Annotated in this window: 11 protein-coding genes; 6 read left to right on the top strand and 5 right to left on the bottom strand. The window is 60.7% G+C overall.

The genetic code is table 11. The features are described 5' to 3' along the window. Positions 1 to 3: 3 nt before the first annotated feature. Together efeB and efeO are read left to right on the top strand one after the other, a co-directional pair. The gene (gene efeB / locus DYL59_RS18625) at positions 4 to 1308 is read left to right on the top strand and encodes an iron uptake transporter deferrochelatase/peroxidase subunit (protein WP_135290486.1); all 1305 of its coding nucleotides are present in this window, start codon (positions 4 to 6) and stop codon (positions 1306 to 1308) included. 23 nt (positions 1309 to 1331) lie between these two features. Further along, on the top strand, positions 1332 to 2150 hold the full coding sequence (gene efeO, locus DYL59_RS18620) for an iron uptake system protein EfeO (protein WP_135290485.1): 819 nt from the start codon (positions 1332 to 1334) through the stop codon (positions 2148 to 2150). A 45-nt stretch (positions 2151 to 2195) separates the two neighbouring features. Here efeO and DYL59_RS18615 read toward each other — a convergent pair whose 3' ends face one another. Both DYL59_RS18615 and pssA read right to left on the bottom strand, forming a co-directional pair. Continuing rightward, positions 2196 to 5204 (bottom strand): hypothetical protein, encoded by a 3009-nt coding sequence (locus tag DYL59_RS18615; RefSeq protein ID WP_135290484.1) that lies wholly within the window; start codon positions 5202 to 5204, stop codon positions 2196 to 2198. A gap of 276 nt (positions 5205 to 5480) precedes the next feature. Continuing rightward, positions 5481 to 6824, bottom strand: a complete 1344-nt coding sequence (gene pssA, locus DYL59_RS18610; protein WP_135290483.1) for a CDP-diacylglycerol--serine O-phosphatidyltransferase — start codon at positions 6822 to 6824, stop codon at positions 5481 to 5483. A 120-nt stretch (positions 6825 to 6944) separates the two neighbouring features. Between pssA and DYL59_RS18605 the strand changes: the two genes are divergently transcribed. Next, positions 6945 to 7424: a nuclear transport factor 2 family protein gene (locus DYL59_RS18605; protein WP_135290482.1), complete on the top strand. Its 480-nt coding sequence runs from the start codon at positions 6945 to 6947 to the stop codon at positions 7422 to 7424. 123 nt (positions 7425 to 7547) lie between these two features. Here the strand turns inward: DYL59_RS18605 and DYL59_RS18600 are convergent, their stop codons facing one another. Both DYL59_RS18600 and DYL59_RS18595 read right to left on the bottom strand, forming a co-directional pair. Then, positions 7548 to 8705, bottom strand: coding sequence for a PQQ-dependent sugar dehydrogenase (locus DYL59_RS18600; RefSeq protein ID WP_135290481.1), 1158 nt, complete (start codon positions 8703 to 8705; stop codon positions 7548 to 7550). 11 nt (positions 8706 to 8716) lie between these two features. Next, positions 8717 to 9031 (bottom strand): hypothetical protein, encoded by a 315-nt coding sequence (locus tag DYL59_RS18595; protein WP_135290480.1) that lies wholly within the window; start codon positions 9029 to 9031, stop codon positions 8717 to 8719. Positions 9032 to 9214: 183 nt separating this feature from the next. Here DYL59_RS18595 and ku point away from each other — a divergent pair, with 183 nt between their 5' ends. Next, on the top strand, positions 9215 to 10048 hold the full coding sequence (ku, locus tag DYL59_RS18590) for a non-homologous end joining protein Ku (RefSeq protein WP_135290479.1): 834 nt from the start codon (positions 9215 to 9217) through the stop codon (positions 10046 to 10048). A 3-nt stretch (positions 10049 to 10051) separates the two neighbouring features. Then, on the top strand, positions 10052 to 12508 hold the full coding sequence (gene ligD / locus DYL59_RS18585) for a DNA ligase D (protein ID WP_135290478.1): 2457 nt from the start codon (positions 10052 to 10054) through the stop codon (positions 12506 to 12508). 16 nt (positions 12509 to 12524) lie between these two features. Here ligD and lpxO read toward each other — a convergent pair whose 3' ends face one another. Continuing rightward, positions 12525 to 13424, bottom strand: a complete 900-nt coding sequence (gene lpxO / locus DYL59_RS18580) for a lipid A hydroxylase LpxO (protein WP_135290477.1) — start codon at positions 13422 to 13424, stop codon at positions 12525 to 12527. Between the two features lie 289 nt (positions 13425 to 13713). Between lpxO and DYL59_RS18575 the strand changes: the two genes are divergently transcribed. Then, the gene (locus tag DYL59_RS18575) at positions 13714 to 14100 is read left to right on the top strand and encodes a TIGR03067 domain-containing protein (protein WP_135290476.1); all 387 of its coding nucleotides are present in this window, start codon (positions 13714 to 13716) and stop codon (positions 14098 to 14100) included. The last annotated feature ends 123 nt before the right edge of the window (positions 14101 to 14223 follow it).

The following is a 14223-nucleotide window of genomic DNA, read 5'->3' as shown; positions in this document are numbered from 1 at the left end:
CACATGAGTGAAACCGAACACACTAACCTTCAGCGTCGCCGTGTCCTGCTGGGCATGGCGGCCACCGGCGCCGCGATTGCCGGCAGTGCATTGACCTGTCCGGCCATGGCTGCTGCCGCCGAGCAAGTCACCACCGCACCGCGCAGTGACAAAACCCAGGATCACCACGCGTTCCACGGCCAGCACCAGAGCGGCATCGTTACCCCACGCCCAGCCTGCGGCATGCTGGTGGCTTTTGACGTACTGGCCAGTGACCGCGAAGACCTGGAGCGGCTGTTGCGCACCCTGAACGAGCGCATTGCGTTCCTGATGACTGGCGGCGCTGTGCCCCAAGTCGACCCGAAACTGCCGCCCACCGATTCCGGCATTCTCGGCCCGGTGGTCACACCCGATAACCTGACCATCACCGTCTCGGTCGGTGAGTCCTTGTTCGACGAACGTTTCGGCCTGGCCAACGCCAAGCCCAAGCGCCTGAGCCGTATGGTGGGGTTCCCCAACGATGCGCTGGAGCCTGCGCAGTGCCACGGCGATCTGAGCCTGCAATTCAGCTCCAACACCCCAGACACCAATATCCACGCCCTGCGCGACATCGTGAAAAACCTGCCCGACCTGCTGCTGGTGCGTTGGAAACAGGAAGGCAGCGTGCCGCCCCAGGCGCCGAGCAGACCTGGCGAGCCTGCACAAAGCGCGCGCAATTTCCTCGGTTTCCGTGACGGTTCGGCCAATCCGAATTCCAACGATGACACCGCCATGAACCAGATCGTGTGGGTCCAACCGGGCAGCGACGAACCCACCTGGGCTGCCCATGGCAGTTACCAGGCGGTGCGCATCATCCGCAACTTCGTCGAACGTTGGGACCGCACCCCACTGCAAGAGCAGGAAAGCATCATCGGCCGCGTCAAAACCACGGGCGCGCCCATGGATGGCCAACGAGAAACCCAGGTTCCCGACTACAGCAAGGACCCGCAAGGCAAGTTGACCAAGCTCGATGCCCATATCCGCCTGGCCAACCCACGTACCCCGCAGACTCAGGCCAACCTGATCCTGCGCCGGCCGTTCAACTACTCCAACGGCGTCAATAAAAACGGTCAGCTGGACATGGGGCTGTTGTTCATTTGCTACCAGGCTGACCTGGAGAAAGGCTTTATCAGCGTGCAAACCCGCCTCAACGGCGAGCCCTTGGAGGAATACCTCAAGCCCGTCGGCGGCGGGTATTTCTTCACCCTGCCGGGGGTCACAGGGCCTGAGGATTTCATCGGGCGCACGCTGCTCGCTGCAACGCACCCTCACACCACTGCCAACACCTAAAACAAACCAGAGCGCAATTTCCCATGAAAAAGTCGTCTATCGCGTTGTCGTTGTTGCTGACCCTTTCGCCGCTGGCAGCGTTTGCCGCTACCGCGCCGCTGGACCTGGTAGGCCCGGTGTCGGATTACAAGATCTACGTCACCGAAGAAATCGGCGAGCTGGTCACCCAGACCCAAGCCTTCACCGACGCCATCAACAAGGGCGACCTGGCCACCGCCAAGAAGCTCTACGCACCAACCCGCGTCCACTATGAGTCCATCGAGCCGATCGCCGAATTGTTCAGCGACCTCGATGCGTCCATCGACTCGCGCGTAGACGACCATGAAAAAGGCGTGACCGCCGAAGACTTCACCGGCTTCCACCGCATCGAGTACGCGCTGTTCTCGCAAAACACCACCAAAGGCCTGGAAGCCCTGACCGCCAAGCTCAATGCCGACGTCAACGACCTCAAGACCCGTGTCGATGGCCTGACCTTCCCGCCTGAGAAGGTGGTAGGTGGCGCTGCTGCACTGTTGGAAGAAGTCGCCGCCACCAAGATCTCCGGCGAAGAAGATCGCTACAGCCATACCGACCTGTATGACTTCCAGGGCAATATCGACGGCGCGAAGAAAATCGTTGACCTGTTCCGTGGCCAAATCGAGCAGCAAGACAAGGCCTTCCTGGCCAAGGTCGACAAGAACTTCGCCACCGTGGACAAGGTCCTGGCCAAGTACAAGACCCAGGATGGCGGCTTCCAGACCTATGACAAGGTGAAGGAAAACGACCGTAAAGCCTTGGTAGGGCCGGTCAATACCCTGGCTGAAGACCTGTCCACCCTGCGTGGCAAGCTGGGCTTGAACTGATGCTTACGGAGCCGTTTGCCTACTGTGTGCAAGCGGCTCCCGGCGTCATGGCGTTTGCGCAACAGGCGGGGCTGCTGGATCAACCATGCCTGTGGCCACCAGGAAATAGCCGCGCATTTTTTGCTCGGCTCTGGCCAGGTGCGGCATAGCCTTGGCCAAAGCAGAACCGTTGCCGGCCAGCAACGCAGGCATCTTGCCCAAGCCTCGGGAAGCGGCACCCATCAACCGTGGATAACCATCCAGCGGGTTGAATACCGCATTGAAAAACGCCGCGCTCTGTTTGGTCACGTCAAAGGCAGCGTCACTGATCCGCACCTTCGGCCCGGCCAGTCCCAACCTGGCAACCCCCGGCGCCACCTTCCCACCAATCCCATTGAGGGCTGGAACCACACTGCCCTGCACCAGCTTTTTCACTGAATGCATCAGCGCCCGCGCTTGCCCACCGGCACCCATCACCACCCCGGCCGTGTCCAGTGCCAGACTCTGCAGGCCCTTGCCGATATTACCGGCGGCAAAGTCCTGATACGCCCCCACAAACGGCACGAGCGACATCAGCAAGTTAATGTCCCGTGCATTCGCTTGGCGGCTCTTTTCGACCGACAGTTGCCCCTTGGCCCTTTGGAACATGCTCTCGAGGCTTTCGTAGAAGTTGTTCTCGGCGATCTCGCAGGCAATGAACTCCACTCGGTCAGACTGATAGCTGTCAGGAACAAAGGTCTCCAACGTCTGTTTCTCCGGTAGCGAGCCCGCCTCAAGATAGCGCCCGAGCCGATCAATGATGACGTCGCCGGACTTGGCTCCCGTTTTTGCAGGGTTACCCGTTGCATAAGCGTCAAAATCCAGCGGCACCTCATGACCACCCCGTATGAATTTTTCGCCTAGCAATTTGTACTGGCCCAGGTGACTTTGATCCCTTACCACCCGGTCGAGGGTACTGATGACGACCGGATCACTGTGCCTGACGATGTTGCCGCTGTTGAATATCTCGTAGTACGTCACCGCCTGCGCATGCAGCACCCGCATCAAAGTGCCCTGGCGTCCAGTGACTGCCGAGCGGTCCCCGTCGGTTTCCCACACCTGTTGCTTGCCGGTTTTCTTGCGCAAGGTGAATAAGTCGATGGCACCCAGTTCAATGCGCTGGCGATCCGCAAGCGGCAGGCCGGCAAGCATCAGCTTGAGTTTGGTGACAAAGGCCATCTGCAGTTTTCGGTGGTGGGTGCCGACGGCACTCTCCAGCAAGCTGTCGAGTGCCGGTAACCGCCGGATTCGTACGTCGAGGTTTTCGCGCGCAACGTTCGGGACCTGCGCCGTATTCTGAAATTGAAAGGGCGTACGAGACGACGTCGCCGCCGGAAGGGGTAAATCCTGGCTCAGCACCCATTTTCCGGGAACCAGATCGCCGCTCATGTAGGTCTCGATCAGCGAACGTGTACGCGGCTCCGATGCCACCAGGTTGCGACGCTGGTTGGCGTCCGTCAGGTGTACCGTCATCGCCTCCAGCTGGCTTTGGCTGACCAGGGGAAAAACCTTGAGCAACGCCTGTACGGCCAAGACCCGGCGTGTCGGCAATGGCGTGCTGGCGGCCTTGAACGCTCGCGTCGCCAGGGTGCGTTGACGGGTAAACATTTGCGAGGCCCGCTTGAAGTCTGCCTGTGTGTGCTGGCCTTCAGGCTTGGCAGGGACGACACCGTTGAGGACCGCCCAAACCAGCAAACCTCCAAGGCCGCGGGCCTGCAACAATGTGCGCTGCTCCTCAGAGGTGGGCGCAAGGGTTGTCAGTGCGCTGATCTGCGCCTCGTTCATGGCCCTGGACGCACCCGGCGCCACGGCATCGGCTATTGCACAACCCAGTCGCAATTCCAGCCAGGCAGGCGTGCCGAGCGCCACCGCATCGGGTACATCTCGAACCAGAAACTCAGGCGCTGTCCGCGCCAGGCCGATGTGTGCGACCAGCACGGCAACCTTGGGGTCCAGGCTTTTTGTTTCGCAAAGATGCCGCTCCAGGTCGCTGCGCACCTGCTTCAACGTTCGCCCCATGTGTGCCGGTTGATACAGATCGAAACCGGCAATGTTGCCCGGAGTGTTTATCTGAATATCGGCCATCTGCCCTCTGAATACAGGCGCATCCGCACTTTTGAGCAGGCGGGCAAGTTCAGTGTCTGGATCCAGACGCAGCGAATCGGGGGTTTGCCTGGCGAGCGAGTCCAGCGGGCGAAGGTGCGTGGGATCTGACGCGGTTGCAGCCAGCCCGCTGTAATCGCCCCACGTTGAGGCCGGCGCCATCGTGGTACGCAACCATTGAATAACATTGCGCGTTGCCCCGACTGTGCGTGGTGAACCCAAACCCTTGTGCTCCAACAACTGCTGGATATCGCAGTGCGCTTGCACACCCATACCCTCGGCCGATGCGGGTGACACTCGGGTTCGCTGCGCCGACCAGTCCACCGTAGCGTCGTCGGCCAGCCCCTGGACGCGCTGCTCCAGCAAAGTCGCAAGATACGCTCGCTCATCAAGGTCGCTGATCACCCGCTGGACGTCCTTGAGTGCCCTGGTGAAAGGCAGTGACAGTCCATCCTTGACCGTGCGCCCCCTGTCATGCGCATCAAGGCCATAAGCATGGGACACCACATGCAAAGGCATTCGCTGCTCCCCTTCACGCAAGTAAGGCAAACCTTTGTCATTCGGGTCCAGCAGGTCACGGATTGCTCGCAAATTGACTGAGGCCTCCCACCAGCCACTGCCATCGGTCGTGCTGAAGCTGACTGCCGTGCGTACACCGTCACGGGTGACATAGCCTTCGACGCGATCCCTGTACAGTGTCAGGGAATCGGTTTCCAACCCTGTGCTGGCCAACCACAGAAGGGTTTGCGGCATGCCGATCAGTTGCTGATAAATGTCTATCACATCGCCCAGGGCACTGACCCTGGGGATGGTCACACTGTGCTGGCCGTTGCTCGATGCCGTGGCCAGGCGCTCAGCCAGGGTCACATCGCCTTGGGCCGAAGCGGCTGGCTCGCTTGGTTTTTGAAGCAGCGTCCATGCAGGACCCGGCACAGGTGACTCATCGACAGACGCAGAACGCCGCGTCCGTGTCGGTGGGTCTGCTTTAAGCGACACCAAGGTGGGAGATGACACAAAAGCGGGCGCAACGATGGGGCGGGGGTAAGACGAAATCGACGGCAAGGGGGAGTCCTCGTGCAGGCTGATTCCATATGAAAAAAGGCCGCGCTTCCCTGTGCGACAGGAAGGCAATGTAGGAGGAGGACAAACAATAAGGCTGTAGGCGCCGTCTTAAAGACGGCGCCTAAGGATCGACGGGTAGGTACAGCGCTAGAGAATCCGGTACAGCAACCGCTCGATTCGTACCCGGCTGACCCGGCGCAGGAACTTGCCGACCGCTGCCGGGTAGTCCACCAGGGTTTGCAGTTGCGAGTAGCCTTCGATGCGCGTGGTGTGCCGGTAGATCTGCGCCAACTCGTTACGCCGTGGCTCCAACCATTGGCCTTGGGGGTCATCGATCAACAGGGCGTTTTCCAGGTCGAGCCGGAAGGCCCGTGGATTAAGGTTGTTACCGGTGAGCAAGGTGTAGCGCTGGTCAACCCACATGCCCTTGAGGTGGTAGGTGTTGTCGCCATCACGCCACAGGTGCAGGTTCAGTTGGCCACTGTCGATCATCGGCTGATGGCGCTTGGCGAAACGGCGCAGGCTGATTTCATACAAGTACGGCAGCGCCGCGATGACCTTGAACGGCTCGCTGGGCGGGATGTAGAAGTCGTTGGCGGTTTTGTCGCCGACGATGATGTCGATCTTCACGCCGCGAGCCAGGGCACGGTTGATTTCCCGCGTCACCGGCAGCGGCAGGTTGAAGTACGGCGTGCAGATGGTCAGTTGCTGTTGGGCGCTGGCGATCAGTTCGAGAATCACCCGGCTCAACGGGTTGTTCTTGCCCACGCCGAGCAACGGGCTGACGGACAGGTGGCCATTGGGCAGTTGCCCTGCCGTGGTGTCGTAGGCCGCATGCTTGAGGCGGCTGCGCAGGTCGCCGATGTCGTTACGCAGGCTGCGGGTGGTGGGTGGGTTGGGCAGGTCCAGGCGATGCACGGCCTTGGACGCGACCAGGCCATGTTCCACCAGGTGCTGCATTGAGTCGGCAAGGGGTTTGCTATGGATCAGGTGGTAGCGGTCAAACCGGTACTTGTCGAACTTGTGCAGGTACACATTGTTCAGGCTCGCGCCGCTGTACAGCACGGTGTCATCGATTATGAAACCCTTGAGGTGCAGCACGCCAAACAGCTCACGGGTTTGCACCGGCACACCATACACCGGCACTTCGCTGGCGTGGGATTGGGTCATGGCCTGGTACCAGGCGCTGTTGCCCGGCTGCTTGCCTGCACCGATCAGCCCGCGCTGGGCGCGCAGCCAGTCGACCATCACCACGATCTCCAACTCCGGCCGCGCAGCGTTGGCGGCGTGCAACGCATCGTAGATTTCCTGCCCGGCTTCGTCCTGCTGCAAGTACAGCGCGACAATGTAGATGCGCCGTGTGGCCTGGGGGATCATCTCCAGCAGGCGCCGGCGATACGCATCGGCGCCGGACAACACGTCAATCGCGTCTGGAGTGAGGGGGAAACCGCGCAGTTTGGGCAACAGGGAGCGTTTGAAGAACGACGGCATAAGGCTCGCAATGGGTCGAATCCGAAGAGGCCCCGAGCTTACACCATGGGGGTGCTCAGGTCTCGTCGCCAGGGATAGACTGTGGGGCCTTTGCACTGCATCGCCTTCAGGAGCCGTGATATGTCATCGACCCAAGAGTCCCGTCCGCCGCTGCCGCCGTTCACCCGCGAATCGGCAATCCAAAAAGTGCGTCTGGCCGAAGACGGCTGGAACTCCCGTGACCCGCACCGGGTTTCCCTGGCCTATACCCTGGACACCCAATGGCGCAACCGTACCGAATTCGCCACCAACCGTGAAGAAGCCCAGGCGTTCCTTGCCCGCAAATGGGCCAAGGAGCTGGACTACCGGCTGATCAAGGAGCTGTGGGCGTTTACCGATAACCGCATTGCCGTGCGGTATGCCTATGAGTGGCACGACGACTCGGGCAACTGGTTCAGGTCCTACGGCAATGAGAACTGGGAGTTCGACGAGAACGGCCTGATGGCCAATCGGTTTGCCTGTATCAATGACCTGCCGATCAAGGACAGCGAGCGTAAGTTTCATTGGCCGCTGGGGCGGCGCCCGGATGAGCATCCGGGCCTGTCTGAGCTGGGGCTGTAGCCCTCACACGGTGAAATAAGAGAGAGGGCCTGCCCACGATAGCGGTGGATCAGATGGCCTAACCATCAGCAGGTCGGCCGCCATCGGGGACAAGCCCTCTCCCACAAGGGCCCATGGCCAGTATCAGTCCTGGTTCAGGCCCACACGGTACAGCACGCCATTGTCCTCATCCGTCAGCACATACAGATAGCCATCCGGCCCCTGCCGCACATCGCGAATCCGGGCTTTCAAGCCGCCCAGCAAGCGTTCCTCATGCACCACCTTGTCGCCGTCGAACTGCAGGCGAATCAGCTCCTGGCTGGCCAGTGCACCAATGAAGACATTGTGCTGCCAAGGCTTGAAGCGGTCAGCATCGTAGAACGCCATGCCACTGATGCCTGGTGATTTTTCCCAGACGTGATGGGGCGCAACCGCGCCGTCTACCGTCTTGCCCTGGGCCTCGGGAATGGCCGCTCCGGAATAGTTGATCCCGTGGGTCGCCAGTGGCCAGCCGTAGTTCTTGCCACGCTCGATGATGTTGATCTCATCGCCGCCCTTGGGCCCATGCTCGTTCTCCCAGATCGTGCCGCTCCACGGATTCAGTGCCAGGCCTTGGGGGTTGCGCTGGCCATAGGACCAGATCTCGGGGCGTACCCCCTCCTGACCCACGAAGGGGTTGTCATCGGGCACGCGACCATCGGGGAAGATGCGCACGACCTTGCCCTGCAGTTTGTCCAGGTCCTGGGCGGTGGGCCGGTCGTTGTTCTCTCCGAGGGTGACAAACAGGTAACCGTCACGGTCGAAGGCCAGGCGCGAACCGAAGTGGTTTCCGGTAGACAGCTTGGGCTCCTGACGCAGGATCACTTTGAAGTCGCTCAGGCTTTTCAGGTCTGCCGATAAACGCCCACGACCTACCGCCGTGCCGGCGGTGCCCCCCTTGCCGCCGCCTTCGGCGTAAGAGAGGTAGACCATGCGGTCTTGCTTGAAGTCGGGCGACAGCACCACATCCAGCAAACCGCCCTGCCCCTTGGCCCACACCTCGGGCACGCCGGTCAACGGCGCGGAGAGTGTGCCGTCCGGGCTGACAAAGCGCAGGTGGCCTGGACGTTCAGTCACCAGGAAACCTTGCCGGTCCGGCAGGAAAGCTACCGCCCACGGATGGTCCAGGCCCTTGGCAACCGGCGTGACGGTGATGCTGCCTTGTTCGCTGGGGAATTGTTGGCCATCAGCCGCGTAGACGCTTGTCAAAGGTAATAGCGCGGCCGCACAAACAGCGGCCAGAAGAGTTTTGCGTAGCAACATAAGACGAGTCCTTACCGGCGATTGCCGTTGGCATCATAGGTGGGGGCTTTGGTTTCAGGAGTCGGTCGGCTGGGGGCGGCATCACGCTTGGGGTAGCCATTGCCAATACCGCCGTTTTCCAGGGTCGGCGCACGCGGGGTCGGGCCGGTCTGGATACCGCGCACTGTCGGCACATTGGGCTGGGTGCCCTGCATGCTGTTGGGGTTGGCCCGGTGAATCGGGCTGTTGTTGGAATCCGTGCGGCCCGGCAGGTTTTGGGCGTGAGCCAGTGGTACCAGGGCCAAACCCATCACAAGCGCCGCAACGTGACGCACACAACTCTTCATGACAATGCCTCTCTGGGGCGAGTAGTACGTGCTTTCGATAACACGCTACGCCCTGGGTTCGGCTTTGGTAACTAAATAGTTTCTCATCAGGTGTAACACGATCTGTCCGCGTATCCGCCCGTCGAAACTTTCTTCGCCGTCTGCCGGTCACCTGAATATTCAGTCCTCTCAAGGAAAACAGCTATGCCACGGGCAATCTGGAAAGGCGCGATCAGCTTTGGCTTGGTGCATATCCCGGTGTCACTGGTCTCGGCCACGTCCGCCCAAGGCGTGGATTTTGACTGGCTGGACAAACGCAGCATGGACCGGGTGGGCTACAAGCGCATCAACAAGGCCACCGGCAAGGAAGTCAGCAAAGACAATATCGTCAAGGGTGTGGCGTTTAAAAAAGGGCGCTATGTGCTGCTCAGCGAAGAGGAAATCCGCTCGGCTCACCCTAAGTCGACCCAGACCATAGAGATCATCGCGTTTGTCGCCAGCGACCAGATCCCGCTGCAGAACATCGACACCCCCTACTTTCTGGCCCCGGACAAACGCGGTGGCAAGGTGTACGCGTTGCTCCGGGAGACCCTCAAGAAAACCCGCAAGGTAGCCTTGGCCAATGTGGTGCTGCACACCAAGCAGCACCTGGCGGCGTTGATGCCACTGGAGTCGGCCCTGGTGCTGGTGATGCTGCGCTGGCCTGCCGAAGTGCGCAGCCTGGATGAATTGGAACTGGGCAGCGACGTGACCAAGCCCTCCCTGGCCAAGGGCGAATTGGACATGGCCAAGCGCCTGGTAGACGACATGAGCGCCGACTGGCAACCCGATGATTACCGCGACAGCTTCCAGGACAAGATCATGGCGCTGGTGGCCAAGAAGGCCAAGGCCGGCAAGATTGAGGACGTGGAGACGGTCAAAGGCAGTGAAGAGCGCAAGTCCGCCGACGTGATCGACCTGACGGAGCTGCTCAAGCGCAGCCTGGCCGGCAAGCCCGCCAAGAAGCCCGCAGCGAAGCGTTCCACCAAGGCCTCTTGAGTCATGCCCAAGCCACTGAGTGAATACAACCGCAAGCGCGATTTCGATATCACCGCCGAGCCGTCGGGCGTCGCGGCCGGCGCCAAACGCCCGGCCTCGGCTTTGACCTTCGTGATCCAGAAACACCATGCGCGCCACCTGCACTATGACTTTCGCCTGGAACTCGACGGCGTGCTCAAAAGCTGGGCGGTTCCCAAGGGCCCGAGCCTGGACCCCAGCCAGAAGCGTCTGGCCGTGCACGTAGAAGATCATCCGCTGAGCTACGGCAGTTTCGAAGGCAACATCCCGGCCGGGCAATACGGTGCGGGCGATGTGATCGTGTGGGATCGCGGCGTCTGGCAACCTCAGGGCGACCCGCACAAGGCCTACGCCGCCGGCAAACTCAAATTCAGCCTGATCGGCGAAAAGCTCGCCGGCGACTGGGCGTTGGTCCGTACCCGTTTGAAGGGCAGTGGCGACAAGGAGCAGTGGCTGTTGATCAAGGAGCAGGACGAGCAGGCACGCCCTGGCGCCGACTACGATATCGTCCAGGCAATGCCCGATAGCGTGCTGAGCAACGCGTCGGTGGCCGCGCCACAGCCCCGTAAGGCCGTGAGCGCTAAGCTCCCTGCGCACTTTAGTCCGCAACTGGCCACCCTGGTGGAGCGGCCGCCACAGGGCGACTGGCACTACGAAATCAAACTGGACGGTTACCGCCTGCTGACACGGATCGCCGATGGCGAGGTGCGCCTGTTCACACGCAATGGCCACGACTGGACCGACCGCCTCCCACGCCAGGCCAAGGCGGTGCAGGCGCTCAAACTCAAGGACAGCTGGCTGGACGGCGAAGTGGTCAGCCTTAACAGTGACGGCCTGCCGGACTTTCAGGCGCTGCAGAACGCCTTCGAAATCGGCCGTAGCCTGGACCTGGTCTATTACCTGTTCGATGCGCCGTTCCTGGATGGCCGGGACCTGCGTGAGGAACCGATTGAGGTGCGGCGCAGCGCGCTCGAAACCGCGCTGGCCCCTAGCAAGAGCAAAATGCTGCGCTTTACCCATGCCTTGACCGCCAACCCTCGCGACATTTTCGAAAGCGCCTGCGACCTGAACCTGGAGGGGGTCATCGGCAAGCGTCAGGGCAGCCCTTATGTGTCCAGCCGAAGTGCCGACTGGGTCAAGCTCAAATGCCATTTGCGCCAAGAGTTCGTGATTGTCGGCTACACCCGCCCGCAAGGGTCGCGCAGCGGTTTCGGCGCGCTGTTGCTGGCGGTCAATGATGACACCGGGTTGGTGTACAGCGGGCGTGTCGGCACGGGGTTCGATCAATCAACGCTCGACAGCCTTTATCGGCAACTGACTGCGCTGGAGCGTAAAACCCCGCCGCTGGCCAAGCCGCTCACCAGCGCCCAGGCCCGCGGGGTGCATTGGGTAAAACCGGCGCTGGTGGCCGAGGTGCGATTTGCCCAGTGGACACAAGAAGGTTTGGTGCGCCAGGCGGCGTTTATCGGTGTGCGCACCGACAAGCCCATCGCGCAGATCATTCACGAGCACCCCCGAGCAGCCAACTCCCTCAAACCCGGCAAGGACATGCCTGCCGATGTTCACATCACCCACGGCGAGCGGATCATCGACCCGCTCAGTGGCACGCAAAAGCAGCAACTGGCGCAGTTTTACAGTGATATCAGCGGGTGGATCCTGCCGTTTCTACAGCGACGCCCGGTGGCGCTGCTCAGAGCCCCGGAAGGCATCGAGGGCGAGCAGTTTTTCCAAAAACATGCAGAGCGCCTGGCCATGGCGCCGATCAAGCAACTGAAAGCTGATCTCGACCCGGGCCATGCGCGCCTGATGGAAATCGACAGTGCCGCTGCGCTAGTCGGCGCCGTGCAAATGGGCAGCATTGAGCTGCATACCTGGGGCGCTACCTGGGACAAGATCGAAACCCCGGATCAGTTCGTCCTCGACCTGGACCCCGACCCGGCGCTGCCGTGGAAAGCCATGGTCGAGGCCGCGCAACTGACCCTTGCAGTGCTGGATGAACTGGGGCTGCAGGCGTTCATCAAGACCAGCGGTGGCAAGGGCGTGCACTTGGTGGTGCCCCTAGCGCGCAGGGATGGCTGGGACACAGTCAAGGCCTTTGCCAAGGCGATTGCCCACTTCATGACCGGCCAACTGCCCGAGCGTTTTACCGCCACCTCGGGGCCAAAGAACCGCGTGGGCAAGATCTTTGTCGATTACCTGCGCAATGCGCGGGGCGCAAGCACCGTGGCGGCTTACTCGGTGCGTGCGCGTCCGGGCTTGCCGGTGTCGGTGCCTATCAGCCGGGAAGAATTGAAGACGCTACAGGGCGCCCAGCAGTGGACGGTTGCCAATCTGCAACAACGCTTGCAGAACCTGAAGGCAGATCCCTGGGCGGGTTACGCCCATCGGCAGAAGATCAGCAAGGCAATGTGGGACAAGCTGGGCGCCTGCCCACCCAAATAAAGTCAGCCGTCTTGCGTTAGATCAACACGAAAACAAGGGCCAGCGCCGCGAAAATCGCCCACTTTTCGAGGTAGTAACGTGCACGGTTACGCTTTTTGAGCTCCTTGCCCCGCAAACGGATCTTGTACAACCGGGTAAACGCGCGATTAAGCCCACCTGTCTGGTCGCCCGCGTCGTTCGGCGAGCCTGCGGCCGCCATCACGGTGCGGCTGAACCAGCGATTGAACGCGCTCGCCCAGCGATACTTCATTGGCCGTTCGATGTCACAGAACAGGATGATGCGGTTCTGCTGCGTGGTGTTTTCGGCGTAGTGGATATAGGTCTCGTCGAACATCACCGGCTCGCCATCGCGCCAGTAGTAGTTCTCGCCATCCACATTGATGTAGCAGCCGGGATCGTTCGGTGTATCCAGGCCCAAATGGTAACGGTAGGAGCCGGCATAGGGGTCGCGGTGGCGAACCAACTTGGAGCCCGGTGGCAACTCGGCAAACATGGCCGCCTTGATCGAGCCGATGCTCTGCACCAACTCAGTGGTGCGCGGGCACAATTTCATCGCCGAGGGATGACTGTCGCCGTACCACTTCAAGTAGAAACGCTTCCAACCCGACTTGAAGAACGAGTTGAAACCCACGTCGTTGTATTGGTCCGAACGTTTGATCTGGCCGGCGCGCAACAGGTTTTGGCCTTCCGCGCGAATTTCCTCCCAATGCGCTTGCAGCGGGCTGAGGTCGGGGAAATCGCTGGGTGACAGGTAGGGCCGGCTGGGCAGCTTGGAGAACAGGTAAAGGAAACAGTTGATCGGCGCCAGAAAAGTCGAATGATCGCTGAGCTGGCGGCCCAACTTGTGCCGTACCCGGCCGCGCAGGTGTACATACGCAATGGAGGCAACGTAGAGAGCAACAATGATGAGTTTCAAGGGATTTCGTCACATGTCAGAAGAGAACAGGCTGCTCCTGCGTGCCCACAACGGCCGAGGATTGGATGAGCAGCACCTGAAATCACAATTCACACAGTCGGCCTGAGCGAACGGGCAATTACCCGGCACGCGGCCATTGGCAGTTATTTAGCCACAGTTTGTAACCAAAAGTTAATCAAGAATTGTGAAAAGGTGTCTTGCTGAATGTGCGTCTAGGGGCATGGTTCACAATGGCGTATCGTACGTGATGGCCAATGAGGCCTCCTCCTCGCGCACAAGGACAATGTGTATGCCAACTGTTTCAGATCCGGACGTTCAAGCACTGCAGGGTACATGGGAGCAAATCGCACTCGAAGACAGTGGTGTACTCAACCCCGTCGATGCCCATAGCGCCCCCGGCGCGATCACCACCATTACCGGCGAGCGCTTCGAAGTGAAAACCGTCAGTGGCGAAGTGTTGCTGGCTGGCCGGTTTTCCCTGGACAGCACGACCCGCCCCAAAAGCATTACCTGGGTGGACGCCATAGGGGATGACGCCGGCAAGCATTTGCCCGCCAGTTACCAACTTGACGCAGATCAGTTCGTGTTTATTGCCGCCGATGAAGGTATGCCCCGGCCCATTGTGTTCACTACCGGCCCAGGTCAAACCATGCGCACCTTCGTCCGCCGCACTTGATGAGTGCAATTGCTGCAAACTTACGACAGCATTTTCACAAAGCCTTCACTTTCCGACCTATAGGGTGAAGCCTACCTACTCCAGTGAATCCCTTGGCCCGCCTCTCCTCGCGGGCTTTTTTTT

It is taken from the genome of Pseudomonas kairouanensis (assembly GCF_004682055.1).
GTDB classification, from domain to species: domain Bacteria; phylum Pseudomonadota; class Gammaproteobacteria; order Pseudomonadales; family Pseudomonadaceae; genus Aquipseudomonas; species Aquipseudomonas kairouanensis.
This window is presented reverse-complemented; position numbering and strand designations above follow the sequence as displayed.

Coding starts and splice junctions, on each gene's coding strand:
- efeB (WP_135290486.1), top strand. CDS start 4: ATGAGTGAAACCGAACACACTAACCTTCAGCGTCGCCGTGTCCTGCTG.
- efeO (WP_135290485.1), top strand. CDS start 1,332: ATGAAAAAGTCGTCTATCGCGTTGTCGTTGTTGCTGACCCTTTCGCCG.
- pssA (WP_135290483.1), bottom strand. CDS start 6,824: ATGCCGTCGTTCTTCAAACGCTCCCTGTTGCCCAAACTGCGCGGTTTC.
- DYL59_RS18605 (WP_135290482.1), top strand. CDS start 6,945: ATGTCATCGACCCAAGAGTCCCGTCCGCCGCTGCCGCCGTTCACCCGC.
- DYL59_RS18600 (WP_135290481.1), bottom strand. CDS start 8,705: ATGTTGCTACGCAAAACTCTTCTGGCCGCTGTTTGTGCGGCCGCGCTA.
- DYL59_RS18595 (WP_135290480.1), bottom strand. CDS start 9,031: ATGAAGAGTTGTGTGCGTCACGTTGCGGCGCTTGTGATGGGTTTGGCC.
- ku (WP_135290479.1), top strand. CDS start 9,215: ATGCCACGGGCAATCTGGAAAGGCGCGATCAGCTTTGGCTTGGTGCAT.
- ligD (WP_135290478.1), top strand. CDS start 10,052: ATGCCCAAGCCACTGAGTGAATACAACCGCAAGCGCGATTTCGATATC.
- DYL59_RS18575 (WP_135290476.1), top strand. CDS start 13,714: ATGCCAACTGTTTCAGATCCGGACGTTCAAGCACTGCAGGGTACATGG.